This is a genomic window from Erwinia sp. MMLR14_017, from assembly GCF_033657285.1.
In the GTDB taxonomy this organism is placed as follows: domain Bacteria; phylum Pseudomonadota; class Gammaproteobacteria; order Enterobacterales; family Enterobacteriaceae; genus Erwinia.
In genome coordinates this window covers 293,641-308,752 of record NZ_JAWVWP010000003.1, presented here as the reverse complement: position 1 = coordinate 308,752, position 15,112 = coordinate 293,641, and the positions used below count along the sequence as shown (strand labels likewise).

The 15,112-nt window shown below is 57.3% G+C and carries 9 protein-coding genes; 1 reads left to right on the top strand and 8 read right to left on the bottom strand.

The features are described 5' to 3' along the window. Nucleotides 1–2: 2 nt before the first annotated feature. The 5 genes from SD961_RS06920 to SD961_RS06900 form a co-directional block, all read right to left on the bottom strand. Nucleotides 3–3,101 carry a multidrug efflux RND transporter permease subunit gene (locus tag SD961_RS06920; RefSeq protein ID WP_318789657.1) on the bottom strand — a complete coding sequence of 1,033 codons (3,099 nt, stop codon included), beginning with the start codon at nt 3,099–3,101 and terminating at the stop codon, nt 3–5. After that, the gene (locus SD961_RS06915) at nt 3,098–6,253 is read right to left on the bottom strand and encodes an MdtB/MuxB family multidrug efflux RND transporter permease subunit (RefSeq protein ID WP_318789656.1); all 3,156 of its coding nucleotides are present in this window, start codon (nt 6,251–6,253) and stop codon (nt 3,098–3,100) included. Before SD961_RS06915 ends, SD961_RS06920 begins: the two co-directional genes overlap by 4 nt. Beyond that, nucleotides 6,250–7,473 carry an MdtA/MuxA family multidrug efflux RND transporter periplasmic adaptor subunit gene (locus SD961_RS06910; protein WP_318789655.1) on the bottom strand — a complete coding sequence of 408 codons (1,224 nt, stop codon included), beginning with the start codon at nt 7,471–7,473 and terminating at the stop codon, nt 6,250–6,252. Before SD961_RS06910 ends, SD961_RS06915 begins: the two co-directional genes overlap by 4 nt. Before the next feature lie 324 nt (nt 7,474–7,797). Beyond that, nucleotides 7,798–9,519: a penicillin-binding transpeptidase domain-containing protein gene (locus SD961_RS06905; protein WP_318789654.1), complete on the bottom strand. Its 1,722-nt coding sequence runs from the start codon at nt 9,517–9,519 to the stop codon at nt 7,798–7,800. A gap of 339 nt (nt 9,520–9,858) precedes the next feature. Next, nucleotides 9,859–12,138: a molybdopterin guanine dinucleotide-containing S/N-oxide reductase gene (locus SD961_RS06900; protein WP_318789653.1), complete on the bottom strand. Its 2,280-nt coding sequence runs from the start codon at nt 12,136–12,138 to the stop codon at nt 9,859–9,861. A gap of 206 nt (nt 12,139–12,344) precedes the next feature. Here SD961_RS06900 and galR point away from each other — a divergent pair, with 206 nt between their 5' ends. Further along, nucleotides 12,345–13,349, top strand: coding sequence for an HTH-type transcriptional regulator GalR (gene galR, locus SD961_RS06895; protein ID WP_318789652.1), 1,005 nt, complete (start codon nt 12,345–12,347; stop codon nt 13,347–13,349). Between the two features lie 110 nt (nt 13,350–13,459). On the opposite strand, the gene SD961_RS06890 is transcribed toward galR, so the two are convergent. The 3 genes from SD961_RS06890 to SD961_RS06880 form a co-directional block, all read right to left on the bottom strand. Then, a complete protein-coding gene (locus SD961_RS06890; protein WP_318789651.1) occupies nt 13,460–13,924 on the bottom strand; it encodes a GNAT family N-acetyltransferase in 465 nt (154 codons plus the stop codon). Continuing rightward, a complete protein-coding gene (locus SD961_RS06885) occupies nt 13,921–14,694 on the bottom strand; it encodes an FCD domain-containing protein (RefSeq protein WP_306210821.1) in 774 nt (257 codons plus the stop codon). The genes SD961_RS06890 and SD961_RS06885 overlap by 4 nt, the downstream gene beginning before the upstream one ends. A gap of 97 nt (nt 14,695–14,791) precedes the next feature. Further along, entirely contained in the window at nt 14,792–15,109 is a 318-nt protein-coding gene (locus SD961_RS06880) for a PTS sugar transporter subunit IIB (RefSeq protein WP_318789650.1), read from the bottom strand. Nucleotides 15,110–15,112 lie beyond the last annotated feature (3 nt).

Genomic DNA, 15,112 nt, shown 5'->3' with positions numbered 1-15,112 from the left:
CACTATTCTGCATGTCGCAGGCGGGACCACTGGCGTTTGGTGGCCCGGCTGGCGCGATCGAGGTAAAGGTACACCACCGGCGTGGTGAACAGGGTTAACAGCTGGCTCAGCGCCAGGCCACCAGCAATGGCCAGCCCCAGCGGGCTGCGCAGATCGGCATCGCCACCGCTGCCCAGTGCCAGCGGCAGGGCGCCAAAAAATGCCGCCAGCGTGGTCATCATAATCGGGCGGAACCGCATCAGGCAGGCCTGGGTAATCGCCTGCTGCGGCGACAGCCCCTGGTTGCGTTCAGCGGCCAGCGCGAAATCGATCATCATAATGGCGTTCTTTTTCACAATGCCGATCAGTAATAAAATGCCGATCAGCGCAATCACCGTCAGCTGCGTATGGGTCAGCAAAAGCAGCAGCAACGCCCCTACGCCTGCGGAAGGCAGCGTGGAAAGAATGGTCAGCGGATGGATATAGCTCTCATAGAGCACGCCCAGCACAATATAAACAGCAGCCAGCGCGGCCAGGATCAGCCAGGGCATGGAAGCGGTAAGGTCGGCGAACTCTTTCGCAGTCCCCTGGAACCCGGCCTGAATCGTCTCCGGCAGAGCAATTTTCGCCATCGCTGTTTTGATCAGCTTCCCAGCCTGCTCCAGCGAAACGCCATCGGCCAGATTAAAGGCGATGGTGCTGGTTGCCGACTGCCCCTGATGTGCCACCGAGAGCGGCGAGTTGCCGCCGCTGAAGCTGGCGAACGCCGAAACCGGCACCGGATCGCCCTGGTCGTTGACCACGTACATTTTTTGCAGCATGTCAGGATCGCGGGTGTAAGCATCCTGCAATGACATCACTACGTGATACTGGTTAAGCGTTTTATAGAGCGTAGCGACCTGACGCTGCGCAAAGGCATTGTTCAGCAGCGTGTCCAGCATCTCCACATCAACACCCAGGCGTTTTGCCCGGTCGCGATCGATAGTGATCATCACTTCCTGACCGCCGGTTTGCGAGTCAGAGTCGATGCTGGTCAGCTGCGGGATCGCCTCCAGCGCCGCCTTTACCTTCGGCGTCCAGATGCGCAGCGTGTCGAGGTCGTCAGCCTGCAGGCTGTACTGGTAAGAGGCGTTGGCGCTGCGACCGCCGATATGAATATCCTGAGCAGCCATCAGAAACAGCTGTACGCCAGGAATAGTGGTCGCTTTGCCGCTCAGCCGGTTCGCTACTTCGGCCGCCGTAGCGTCACGTTTATCGAAATCTTTCAGGTGCACAAAGAAGTTGGCGGTGTTGCGGGAACCAAAAGCCCCGCTGCCCATCGAGGACATGACGCCATCCACAGCCGGGTCCTGTTCGATCAGCTTCGCGAACTGTTGCAGTTTGGGCTTCATCGCCTGGAAAGAGACGTTCTGATCAGCGCGCAGCATGCCCATCAGCAGGCCGGTATCCTGGTTGGGGAAGAAGCCCTTCTGCACCACCGAATAGAGAAACAGGTTAAGGATAACCGTCAGGATCAGGCTGAACAGCGTCAGCCGCTGATGGCGCATCACCCAGTTTAGCGCCGAAGCATAGGCCGCCAGCAGACGATTCAGGCCATTTTCAATCCACTGGTAAACAGGATGGGGCCGGGTGGAAACTTCAGGCTTACGTTTCAGCAGCCGCGAACAGAGCATCGGCGTCAGGCTCAGGGAAACCAGCATTGAGATGATCAGCGATACCGTCAGCGTTACCGCAAACTCGCGGAACAGGCGTCCGACAATGCTGCCCATCAGCAGAATGGGGATAAAGACCGCCACCAGCGACAGGGTCATCGACAGGACGGTGAAACTCACCTCATGCGCACCTTTCAGCGAGGCCCGCACCGGGCTTAGTCCCTCTTCGATATAGCGGGTGATATTCTCCAGCACCACAATTGCATCGTCGACCACAAAACCGGTGGCGATAATCAGCGCCATCAGCGACAGGTTATCCAGGCTGTAGCCCAGCAGGTACATTACGCTACAGGTTCCCACCAGCGAGACCGGCAGCGCCAGCGCGGGGATCAGCACCGCCTGCACGTTGCGCAGGAACACAAATACCACTGCAATCACCAGCAGCACGGCGATCAGCAACGTCTCTTCCGTGTCATACAATGAGGCACGCACGTTGGGTGAACGGTCAACGACGATTTTCAACGCCACGTCCGCAGGAAGCTCTTTCTCCAGCGCGGGGAGTTGCGCTTTGATGGCGTCGATGGTTTCCAGCATATTGGCGCCCGCCTGACGGGTAACGCCAATCATTACCGACGGTGTCTGGTTGTAATACCCCACGTTGTACTTATCTTCAACCGAGTCATACACCGTGGCGACATCGCTGAGATGGATCGCCTTGCCATCCTGGTAGCTGACAATCAGCTTTGCGTACTGGCTGGCCTGCTCAAGCTGGCCGTTGCTGTCCACCACCCAGGATTGGCGATCCCCTTGCAACATCCCCTTTGGCAGATTGGTGGTGCTGTTGGCGATAGCTTCGCGCACCTTGTCCAGCGAAACGCCAAAGTGGGTCAGCTTCTGCGGTTGCAGATCGATCCTGACCGCAGGCAGCGCGCTGCCCATCAGCGAGACGTCGCCCACCCCCTTCACCTGCGCAATTTTCTGGTCGATTTTGCTGTCGGCGATATCATAAAGCTCGCCTTTGCTGCGGGTGGTTGAGGTCAGCGCCAGCATGACAATCGGCGCATCGGAAGGATTGGCTTTACGGTAAGTCGGCAGCGAAGCCATGCTGCTCGGCAGCAGGCTGCGGGCGGCATTGATCGCCGCCTGCACATCGCGCGCTGCCCCGTTGATGTCCCGGCTCAATTCAAACTGCAAAATGATGTTGCTGGAACCTTGTGAACTGCTGGAGGTCATTTCGCTGATCCCCGCAATCTGCCCCAGCGATCGCTCCAGCGGCGTGGCCACCGTCGCCGCCATCGTTTCCGGACTGGCACCTGCCAGACTGGCGGAGACCATGATGGTGGGGAAATCCACCTGCGGCAGCGGCGCCACCGGCAACAGGCGGTAGCTTAAAGCGCCCAGCAGCAGCAGTGCCAGCGTCAGCAGCAGCGTGGCGACGGGACGGAAAATAAACAGACGAGTGATATTCATCCGCGCGCCTTACGCACTCTGCGCCGGGTGCTTTCTGCCAGACGGTCGAACCAGAGGTAGATAACCGGCGTGGAGAACAGCGTCAGTACCTGGCTGAAGATCAGACCGCCCACAATCACCAGCCCCAGCGGTTGACGCAGCTCGGCACCGGAACCCGAGGCCAGCATTAGCGGAAGCGCCCCCAGCAGTGCGGCCATGGTAGTCATCAGGATTGGCCGGAAGCGCAGCAGGCAGGCCTGATGGATCGCCTCACGCGGGCTGAGATGCTGCGTCTTCTCTGCCGCCAGCGCAAAATCGATCATCATAATGGCATTCTTTTTCACAATACCAATCAGCAGGATCACCCCAATCAGCGCAATCAGGCTGAACTCGGTTCCCGCCAGCAGCAGCGTCAGTAAGGCGCCAACAGCGGCAGAAGGCAGCGTAGAGAGGATGGTTACCGGATGGATAAAGCTTTCATAGAGAATACCCAGCACCACATACATGGTGAGCAGTGCGGCCAGGATCAGCCAGAGCGTATTGCTGGTAGCGCTCTGGAACGCCGCCGTCTCCCCCTGATAGCGCAGCGTGATGCTGGCGGGCTGCGCCAGGCTCTGCTGCGTTTCCGCTATCGCTTTTTGCGCCTCTTCCAGTGAGTAGCCATCGTTCAGGTTGAAGGAGACCGTGACCGCCGGAAACTGGTTCAGCCGCATATGGGTCAGCGACCCGATACGCTGATGGATTTTCGCAATGGATGTCAGCTTCACCATGCCTGCTGTGCTGGCCGTTTGCGCTGAACTGTTGTCGCTGGTGGTGGTGTCGGACGAACTGGTGGTGGAAGTGCTGGCTGGGGCGAGATAAATATCATCAAACGACGCCGGAGAGCGCTGATATTGCGGCGCCACTTCCAGCACCACGCGATACTGGTTCGACTGGGTGAAAATGGTGGAGACCAGCCGCTGACCAAACGCATTATAGAGTGCGGTATCGACGTCAGCAGCGGTAATACCGTAGCGTGCTGCCGCATCACGGTTCAGCTCCACGTAAGCTACCTGCCCCTGATCCTGCAGATTGCTCACCACCGAGCTGAACTCTGGCCGCTTTTTCAGCGCAGCCACCAGCTTTGGCGACCAGGCGACCAGATTTTCGCTCTGCGCATCATCCAGTGAGAACTGATACTGGTCCGGCGTCACCTGGTCGTTCACGGTGAGATCCTGCGAAGCTTGCAGATAAAGCTGGATGCCCGGCACATTCTGCGTTGCCTGCTGCAGTTCGGCAATAATGGTATCGGCGCGCTCATCACGCTCGTCAAAGGACTTCAGGTTAATCTCTATCCGTCCGCTGTTCAGGCTGGTATTGGTACCGTCAATGCCAATAGTGGACGACAAACTCTCTACCGCCGGGTTTTTCAGCACGATATCGGCAAGCTGCTGCTGGCGCTTCGCCATCTCGCTAAAGGAGATATCCTGAGACGCCACGGTTATCCCCTGAATCAGGCCGGTATCCTGCGACGGGAAGAAGCCTTTCGGGACCACCACATACAGCAGGCCGGTAAGGAGCAGCGTAGCCAGCGCCACCAGCAGGGTCAGACGCTGATGGTTAAGCACTATGGTCAGTAACCGATCGTAGCCTGCAATCAACCTGTCGAAAACTTGCCCACCCTTGCGGTAAAAGCGGCTCTGACGCTCTGGCGGAATATGGCGCAGCAGAGAGGCGCAAAGCATCGGCGTCAGCGTCAGTGAAACCACCATCGACACCAGAATCGATACGGCAAGAGTGATAGCAAATTCACGGAACAGCCGTCCTACCACGTCGCCCATAAACAGCAGCGGGATCAGGACTGCAATCAGCGAGAAGGTCAGGGAGATAATGGTGAAGCCAATCTGCGAAGAGCCATTCAGCGCCGCCTGCATGGGCGTTTCACCCTGCTCCAGCCGTCGGGAAATGTTCTCCACCACCACAATAGCGTCATCAATAACAAAGCCGGTGGCAATGGTCAGCGCCATCAGCGACAAATTATTAAGGCTGAAATCAGCCAGATACATCACGCCAAAGGTACCGATCAGCGACAGCGGTACGGCAATGCTCGGGATTAGCGTGGCTGCGACGTTGCGCAGGAACAGGAAGGTCACCATCACCACCAGCGCTATCGACAGCATCAGCTCAAACTGCACATCGCTAACAGAGGCGCGAATAGTCTGGGTCCGGTCGGAGAGAATCTGCATTTTTACGCCGTCTGGCAGCGCGGCCTGCAGCGTTGGCAGCTGCGCCTTGATCGCGTCCACCACCGAGATAACGTTAGCGCCAGGCTGGCGCTGCACGCTAATCACAATCGCCGGAGAACGGTTGGCCCACGCAGACTGATAAATATTCTCCTCCGCCTGCTCAATATGGGCGATATCGTGCAGTCTCAGCGCCGCGCCATTCTGGTAAGTCAGGATCAGGTTGCCGTACTCTTCCGCCGTGCGCAACTGATCGTTAGCGTCAATGGTGACGGAGTGATACTGCCCGTCAAAGCCGCCTTTCGATCCATTCACGTTGCTGTTGCCGATCAGCGTGTTGACCTCTTCCAGCGTCAGGCCATGCGCCGCCAGCGCTTTCGGGTCTACCTGCACGCGGATCGCAGGCTGGTGACCGCCCGCCAGCGTCACCATGCCAACGCCGGAGATCTGCGACAGCTTCAGCGCAATACGCGTGTTAACCAGGTCCTGCACTTTGATCAGCGGCAGCGTATCCGAACTGGCCGCCAGGGTGATCACCGCCGTGTCGGCCGGATTCACCTTTTTATAGGTTGGCGGATTTGGCAGATCGGAAGGGAGCAGATTGTCAGCTGCATTAATAGCAGCCTGCACTTCCTGTTCCGCCACGTCCAGCGACAGGTCAAGAGAGAACTTCAGGGTGATAACCGACGAACCGCCTGAACTGCTGGAGGCCATCTGGCTCAGGCCAGCCATCTGCCCAAGCTGGCGTTCCAGCGGGGCAGTCACCGAAGAAGCGATAACATCCGGGCTGGCACCCGGATAGAGCGTGGTAACCTGAATGGTGGGATAGTCCACCTGCGGCAGCGCCGAGGTGGAGAGAAAGCGGTAAGCGAAAATACCGGAAAGTAATACCGCCACCATTAACAGGATCGTGGCAACCGGACGCTCGATAAAAATGCGCGATGGATTCATTGCGTTTTCGCGCTCACGCTGGCGGCCTGGGTCTCTGCCCCGCTGATAACGGTAACTTTGCTGCCGTTGCTCAGCCGGTCGATCCCTTCCGTCACCACCTGCTCACCCGCGCTGACGCCGGAGAGAATAGCCTGCTGCGTCTCGCCCAGCGTCGGGCCAGTTTTCACCGCTTTGCGCGTCACGGTCTTGTCTTTGTTGATCACATAAACAAAGCTGCCATCGCTGCTGAGTTGCAGCGCCTGCGCCGGGATTACCAGTGCCTGTTTCAGCGTGCCGGTTTGCAGGCGCAGGTTCACAAACTGATTGGGATAGAGCGCTTCGTCCTGATTGGCAAACAGCGCTTTAAGCTCCACAGTGCCGGTGCTGGTATCGATCTGGTTGCTGATAAACTGCACGTTGCCCTGCGCCAGCTCATTGTCGCCGTCCTGATCGAACGCGGTAGCAGGCAGGCTTTGGCCGTTGTGCAGCGATTTCAACAGGGTGGGAATATTGTTCTGCGGCACGCTGAAGGTCACGGCAGCAGGCTGAGTCTGGGTAACAGTGACAATGCCGGTGGTGTCGGTGCTGTGCACCATATTACCTGCATCCACCAGGCGCAACCCGGCGCGACCGTTAATGGGTGAGGTGATGGTGGAGAACTCAATATTCAGCTTAGCGGCAGCAATCTGCGCTTCATCCGCTTTTACGGCACCGCTGTACTGGCCTACGGTGGCGATCTGGCTGTCGAGATCCTGACGTGAAAGCGAGTCCTGAGCAAACAGCTTACGGTAGCGGGCCAGCGTCAGCCCGGCGCTTTTCAGCAGCGCCTGGTTCTGATTCAGGTCGCCCTGGTACTGCGCGAGCGTGGCCTGATAACTGCGCGCATCGATCTGCGCCAGTACCTGCCCCGCCTCAACTTTTTGCCCTTCAGTGAAGAAGACCTTCATCAACTGCCCATCCACCCGACTGGTAACCGTGACCGTGGCATTGGGGATAACCGTGCCCAGCGCATTCAGGTAGACGGGCACATCAGCCGTGGTAACCTGCCCGGCGTGCACCGGTGTGACTGCGCCGGGCATCATGCCTGGCCCACCGGGGCCGCCCATACCGCCAGGGCCGCCGGAGTGAGTGCTGCCGTGGGGCCAGAAACGCCAGAGCAGCAGCGCAACGAGAATGACCAGGATCAGTAAAAGGATTTTTTTACGTCGGGAAGATAAGCGCTTAGGCGTTGTTGAAATCATGAGGCTCTGTTGAGTCAGGTGAGGATGCAACGAGGGCGCCAGCCCCCGCCTGAAAATGGTCAGGCCAGTTTAGCTGGCCTGGCGCTATTATGGGTGAGAGCGCTGATTAAATTCCATCCTCATACCGTAAGGATTTCGTAAGGAAATCAAGGGAATCATGACTTTTACTCCCTACCGGCGTACCGGCCACTTGCTGAAACGCAAGCCAGAGCAATCTTCGCAGCTGTCGCGGGCGCGCAGCTTTCTCGCTTTATGATTGGTTAACAGAGAGCTACCCGGAGCGGGTCTGTTACCCACTCACAATGAGGCGGCCCCAGGAAAACGTCATCCGCTATGCGTGGAGTAAAGCGCATCAGGCGCCACGTTCATGTGCTTCAGTACCGGGCCAATGATATTGCCAAACACCGGCGCGGCTACCGAGCCACCAAAGTGGTCGCCCGCCGTCGGGTGGTTAATCATGATCACCAGCGCTACCTGGGGATTGCTGGCGGGTGCCACACCGGCGGTATAGTTGATATAACCCCCGTCATATTTACCGCTGTCGCCCATCTTCTCTGCCGTACCCGTTTTGATCGCCAGCCGATAGCCCGGCACTGCAGCACGCACCCCGCTCCCGCCTGGCAGCGCATCGCTCTCCATCATATGCACCACGGAGCGGACGATCTCTTCATCAGCCACGCGTTTGCCTATTACTGGCGGCGTCACCTTAGTGATCGACAGCGGACGATAAATACCAAACGAGCCCAGCGTGGCGTACTCACGGGCGATTTGCAGCGGCGTGACGCGCAGGCCGTAACCAAAGGAGAAGGTGGCGCGTTCGATATCGGCCCAGCGTTCGCGATGCAGTGGAAAATACCCTACGCTCTCGCCAGTGAGTCCCAGGCCGGTGGGTTTGCCCAGCCCGAAGGCGCTAAAGGTGTTCACCAGCACCTCAGCGGGCATCGCCAGCGCAATATGGGAAACGCCGATGTCGCTCGATTTCTGCAAAATACCGGTCATGGTCAGACGCGGCCAGTGGCCCACGTCACGGATAAGATGGCCGTTAACGCGATAAGGGGTGGTATCAAGCACCGAATCGGGCCTTACCAGCTTACGCGCCAGCCCTTCCATCACCACCAGCGGCTTCACGGTGGACCCCGGCTCGTAGCTGTCGTTGATGGCCGTATTACGCATCTGGTTAGGCGAGACGTTGACGAAATTATTCGGGTTGAAGGAGGGATAAGAGGCCATCCCCAGGATCTCACCCGTGTCGATTTTAATCAGCACGGCTGCGCCAGAATCCGCTTTGTTTAATAAAACCCCTTCGCGCAGCTTCGAGTACATCGTGTACTGATCGAATTTATCGATACTGAGCTGGACAGTCGGCGGCTGGCGCGGCGGCTCATAATTGAGCATCGCCACGATGTTGCCGTGCGCATCCTGCCGGTACTTCTCTACGCCTGGCGTGCCCTGCAGCACTTTATCAAAGCCTTTTTCCAGCCCGGTCAATCCGCTGTTATCGGCACCCACAATGCCCAGCAGCGGGCCGGTAGCATCACTCATTGGATAGAAGCGGCTGTCATCATAGACGGTAGAGATGCCGGTAAGATGCAGTTTGGCAATGTCTTTGGCGATCCCCAGTTCGATTTTGCGCCCCAGATAGAGGAAGCGGCGATTAGGGTTGGCATTAATCTGTTGCGCTATCTGCTCCGGGCGCTGGTCAAGCGCATTGGCCAGATATTCCCACTTCGCGCTGGTGAAATCGGGGTGGGCTTCCAGCACGCGTTGCGGATCGGCAATGATGTCCCGCGAAGGCACGCTCAGCGCCAGCGCTTCACCATTTCTGTCGAGCAGCGTTCCGCGGTTAGTGGGAAGAGTGACAGTGCGCAGCGAGCGCTCATCCGCCTCCTTCTCCAGCATAGGGTGATTTATCAGTTGCAAATCCCCTACCCGCGCCAACAGCACCACCAGACAGCCGAATACGCCGACACAGATCAGACGGAAACGAAAAGGATGAAAAGGTGATTTGGCCTGATCTTTTGCGAGCAGTTTCTTTAAGCGGGACATGGATCTTCTACTGGAGTAAGCGGGTTAACTGACTGTGAGTTATACAAAAAATGCGGGGGAGATAACAGGGAAACTGTGTTTCAGATCGTGATTGCCGTGAAGTTAACAGCAGGCGACAAGCAGCCTATTTCCTGCTAATTCATCAAGTTATTCCTGGCCCGCTCTTTTTCAGGCAAAAAAAACCTGCGCATCTGCGCAGGTCGGTGAAACAAAGCATAAATACTTTTTGATGTTCACCCATCAATACCTCTGGGACTTAGACTTTAGCAATCTGCCGCCAATTCCCGCCAGCCACTATTCGCAACAGTTACCCGCAAAATGTAACCAGCCATGTGATTCTTATGCACTTTTGCAATCTTTCGCCTTTTTGATCTCCACCAGACAGCTCATGGCGTTCGGCCCCTGCGTCAGTGAGGAGGTGCCAATATCCAGCGTAAGCACATTAGGATTCCCGGCACGATCGTAGGGTTTCCACGCCTTGCCGAAGCCAGGATCAAACCAGGCGCCGGTGGAAATCAGCACCACGCCAGGGGTGACCCCCTCAGTGAGACGGACGCCAGCCAGCATTCGGCCACGATCGTTACTAACCTCAATCACATCGCCATCTGCGATGCCACGTGGGGCGGCATCGTCGTGATGCATCCACAGCGTTTCGTGTCCGGCAGTTTTGTTAGCCTGCACGGAAGGCGTGGCGTCCATCTGGCTGTGCAGCCGGTCGGCTGGCTGAATAGAGATCATATGCAGCGGGAAGCGCTGGCTCACCTCTGCGCCCAGCCACTCTTTTGGCGGTTGCCATTCAGGATGAGGCGCAAAGTCTGGCAGCTGATAGCCCGCGATGGTTTCACTGTACAGCTCGATTTTTCCGCTGGCGGTTTTGATCGGATTTGCGACGGGGTCCGCCCGGAAATCTTCCATAAAGATAAAGGGCTTATCACCTTCAGGCACCTCAACATGCCCCTCTTCCCAGAACTGCCGGAACTCTGGCCAGTGGAGGCCCTTGCGCTGATGGGCGACGGCACACTGCTGATAAAGATGCTCAATCCACTGCGCTTCGTTGCGGTTTTCCGTAAAAACGTCGCGGTAGCCAAGCCGTTCGGCCAGGTCTGCAAAAATATCGAAGTCGTTACGGGCCTGATGCTGGGGCCGGATCGCCTGGTGCATCGCCAGCACAAAGCGGTCGCGCGAGGAGCCGCCAATATCATTACGCTCAAGCGAGGTGGTGACCGGCAAAACGATGTCCGCCATCTGCGCTGCCGGCGTCCAGACAATATCCTGAACAATAACGGTATCAGGGCGCTGCCAGCCCTCAACCAGCCGGTTTAGCTGCTGATGGTGGTGGAAGGGGTTACCGCCAGCCCAGTGGATAAGATGAATATCGGGATAGGTATGCGTCTGCCCCTGGAAAGTATAAGGCTCGCCCGGATGGAGCAGCATATCGCTGATGCGAGCGACCGGAATGGCCCGATCCGCTATCGGGTTCACGCCGGTAGACATCAGCGGCGCAGGCCCTTCCACACGCGGATTGCCCACGCTGTTCATCGAGCCGTGACCAAAGGAGAAGCCTGCGCCCGGCAGGCCTGGCTGCCCGAGCATTGAGGAGAGCGCAATCATCATCCAGTAAGGCTGTTCGCCACGGTGAGCACGCTGGACAGAGTAGGAGCAGGTAATAAAGCTGCGTTTGCCGATCAGCTGTTTTGCCAGCTGTTCAATGCGTAAGGCAGGAATGCCGGTAATCTCACTGGCCCACTGCGTTGTTTTCGCTATGCCGTCACTTTCCCCCAGCAGATAGCTGCGCAACTGGGGATAGCCCACGCAGTGGGAGTGCAGAAACGCGCTATCTACGGCGTTCAGCCGCTCTATTTCAAAGCCCAGCGCCAGCATCAGTGCCACATCGGTATTCGGACGTATCGGGATCCACTCCGCATTAACGAATTCCGGGCAGTCATCACGCATCGGGCTGATATTAATCACCGGCGTGCCTTTTGCGGCCAGCGCAAGCAGTGCGGGCTTCAGGCTGTGCTGCCCCGCTCCGCCGGAAGCAACCTGGCTATTTTTCAGCGCCAGTCCGCCAAAGGCGATAAATATTTCGCAGTGCTCTACCACTCCTGGCCAGTCGGTTACTCTGCCCGTCAACGGCATATAGGTGCCAATAACATAAGGCAGGAAGAACTGCGCTGCGCCCCAGCTGTAGTTGCCCAACTGGTCAACACCGCCACCGCCGTTAAAGTAGAAACGGCGGATTAGCGTTCGCGCATGGTTAACCCGCCCTGCCGAAGACCAGCCATACGAGCCGTTGAAAATAGCGGAAGGGCCATACCGCTCACGCACCCGACGGTTCTCTTCAGCCACCAGATCCAGCGCCGTCTCCCAGTCAACCGCCACAAAATCTTCACGCCCGCGCAGCGTACGATCGCTCTTCTCGCGTGATTTCAGCCAGGAGCGACGTACCATTGGCTGGCGGATACGCTTGTCTGAATAGACCAGCTCCGGGATGGTGTTGAGCATCGGCGACGGATCCTGATCGGCGAAAAAGGGTTCACAGCGGAGCAGTTTTCCCTCTTCAACTACGGCGGTGAAGGCGCCCCAATGGGCAAGATGCGGCACTCTTTTAACGGTCATATGGCGGTCCGGCAGGCGAAAATATTTTCTGGAAAGCCAGAATAGCCTTTTTTGGCAAAGCTGAATATATCCCTCCCCTCACAAAGCCAGAATGGACTGAATTCTCCAGCTTTGCGACACCGCTGGCATTCTGTGTGCTTGAAGTAACAGGGGATTTCCGCAACACTGAACAGCTATGTAAACGTTTACCCTGGAAGGCAGTCACGATGGCCACTATTAAGGATGTTGCCAGGCTCGCGGGCGTTTCCGTGGCAACGGTATCCCGCGTTATTAATAACTCGCCCAAAGCGAGCGAGAACTCACGCCTGGCCGTTAACAGCGCTATGGAACAGCTGCAATACCATCCTAATGCCAATGCCCGCGCCCTTGCGCAACAATCGACCGAAACGATGGGGCTGGTGGTGGGCGACGTTTCCGACCCCTTTTTTGGCGCTCTGGTAAAAGCTGTTGAACAAGTGGCTTATGAGACGGGCAACTTTTTACTGATTGGTAACGGTTACCATAACGAGCAAAAAGAGCGTCAGGCCATTGAGCAACTGATCCGCCATCGCTGCGGCGCGCTGGTGGTCCATGCCAAAAAGATCCCCGATGCGGAACTGATCTCGCTGATGAAACAGATCCCCGGCATGGTGCTGATTAACCGCGCCCTGCCCGGCTTTGAAAAACGCTGTATTGCGCTGGATGACCGCTATGGTTCGTGGCTGGCTACCCGCCATTTGATCCAGCAAGGGCATCAGAACATTGCCTTTATCTGCTCCACTCACCCTATCTCAGATACGGAAGATCGGTTGCAGGGCTATTATGACGCGCTGAAAGAGCACAATCTGCCCTGTAATGACCGGCTGGTCGCGCTGGGAGAGCCGGATGAAGTGGGCGGAGAGCAGGCGATGACTGAACTGCTGGGGCGCGGTAAGCAATTCACCGCCGTCGCCTGCTATAACGACTCTATGGCCGCCGGTGCGCTGGCGGTATTAAGCGATAATGGCGTGATTGTGCCGGAAGAGATGTCGCTGATTGGCTTCGATGACGTGCTGGTTTCGCGCTATGTACGCCCGCGTCTTACCACGGTTCGCTACCCGATTGTGACCATGGCGCAGCAGGCTGCCGCCCTGGCGCTGGCGCTGGCAAATGAGCAGCCGCTGCCAGAAATCACTAATATGTTCAGCCCGACGCTGGTTCGTCGCCATTCGGTGGGTTCGCCAGGCAATTAGGCATCTTTTGTTGCCAGGAGAGGCCGCTATTCTTTCGGGAGATCGCCATGCGCTCAGGCGCTCTCCTGGAACAGGTAAGCAGTCACCCGTTCAATGGTATGGCCGGACCGTCAGGCTTCAAGATGCCGGTGATAGAGCCGCACAGATTTATCCGGATAGTCCAGCGCATCGCCAATATAATGCCAGCCGAAGCGCTCGTAATACTCCGCGCATTCTGAATAGAGATAGAGAGTGGGATAGCCGCGCCGTTGGCATTCGGCTATTACTGTTTGTTGCAGCTGCCCGCTCAGGCCCTGTCCCCGATAGCTTTCATCCACATATAGCGCAGCCAGCCAGGGGAACAAATCCTGACGACTGATCAGATCGCAGCGCCAGAGTCCCACCGTTCCCGCCACCCGATCGCCCTCAAGAGCAACCCAGGTGAGAGGAAACTCAGCTTCACTCAGACTGGCGCGCAGAATGGTGGCAAAAAAGGGCCGGCTGTTATCTGCGCCAAAGGCGTTGGTCAGCCAGTCCGTCACCGTCTCAAGGTGTTGCAGGGCCATATTGAGCGGCACGATACGAAACGCACTCATACCAGCTTGCCCTGAAAAATCGGCACAGATTCAAACAGGTAACCGTCAAAGTCGGGCGCATCTGCATCGGAGAGTTCAAGCAAAGAGTTTTTGACGTTCTCAAGGTGCTGCCACATCGCCTGCCAGGAGCCCATCACATCGCGACGGCGCAGGGCCGCCAGAATGGTTTGATGATCGCCAAGCCATTTCAGCCGGTAGCTGCGGGTTTCAATATGGCTGCGCAACTGCTGCCACAGCGGGCTGGTTTCATGGTGACGCCAGATGCTGGTCACAGTATCAAGCAGCATCTGATTTTGCGTCGCACCAGCCAGCAGCAGATGGAACATTTTGTCGTTGTCCTGACTTGCATCGTTGATCGCTATCGCTTTCTGCTCCTGCTCCAGGATGCGCTTCAGGTTTTCAATGTCAGCTTTGGTGGCCATTTTAGCCGCAAAGGCGGCGATGTTGCTCTCCAGCAGCTGGCGCGCCTGTAGCATTTCAAACGGGCCTACGTCGCTGCGGAAAAAAGCTTCCTCCTCGTCGCTGCTCTCAGAGGGGATGCGCATAACGTAGACGCCGGAACTCTGCCGGATATCTACCGTTCCCTCCAGCTCCAGCATCAACAGCGCCTCACGCACGATAGTCCGGCTGACACCCCAGGTTTCAGCGATATTGCGCTCCGGGGGCAGGCGCGAGCCTACCGGGTAATTGCCATCAATAATTTGTTGACGCAGATGCTGTCCGATTTCCTGATACTGCTTTTTCTCTTGACCAGCCGCGCCCTTTTCCACATCTTCACCCTTAGCTCGTTAATGATAATCTCGCCGACCCTAATGCCGCCTTCCCGACCAGAGCCAGAGGCTGCCCCCTGTCGGCGAGTTAATCCGCCTAGTTTAACAAAGCCAGCGCCTGATCGAGTACTTTTGCTCCATTCAACGTTCCGTAAGCCAGCGTATCGATCACCGCCAGAGGAATTTGATAGCTGTCGGTGAGTTTTCGGTTCTCTTCCAGCTTGAAGCGAACCTGTGGCCCCAGCAGAACCACCACCACCTCGTTACCGTAGTTTTGCAGCTCATCCCGCAGGTTTTGCTCAGGGATGGCGTAGATCTGATAATCAAGACCGCGCGCTACCGCCTCTTTTTCCATCCGCGTAACGACCATCGACGTGGACATGCCTGCGGCGCAGGCCAGGACAATGCGTTTCATGGG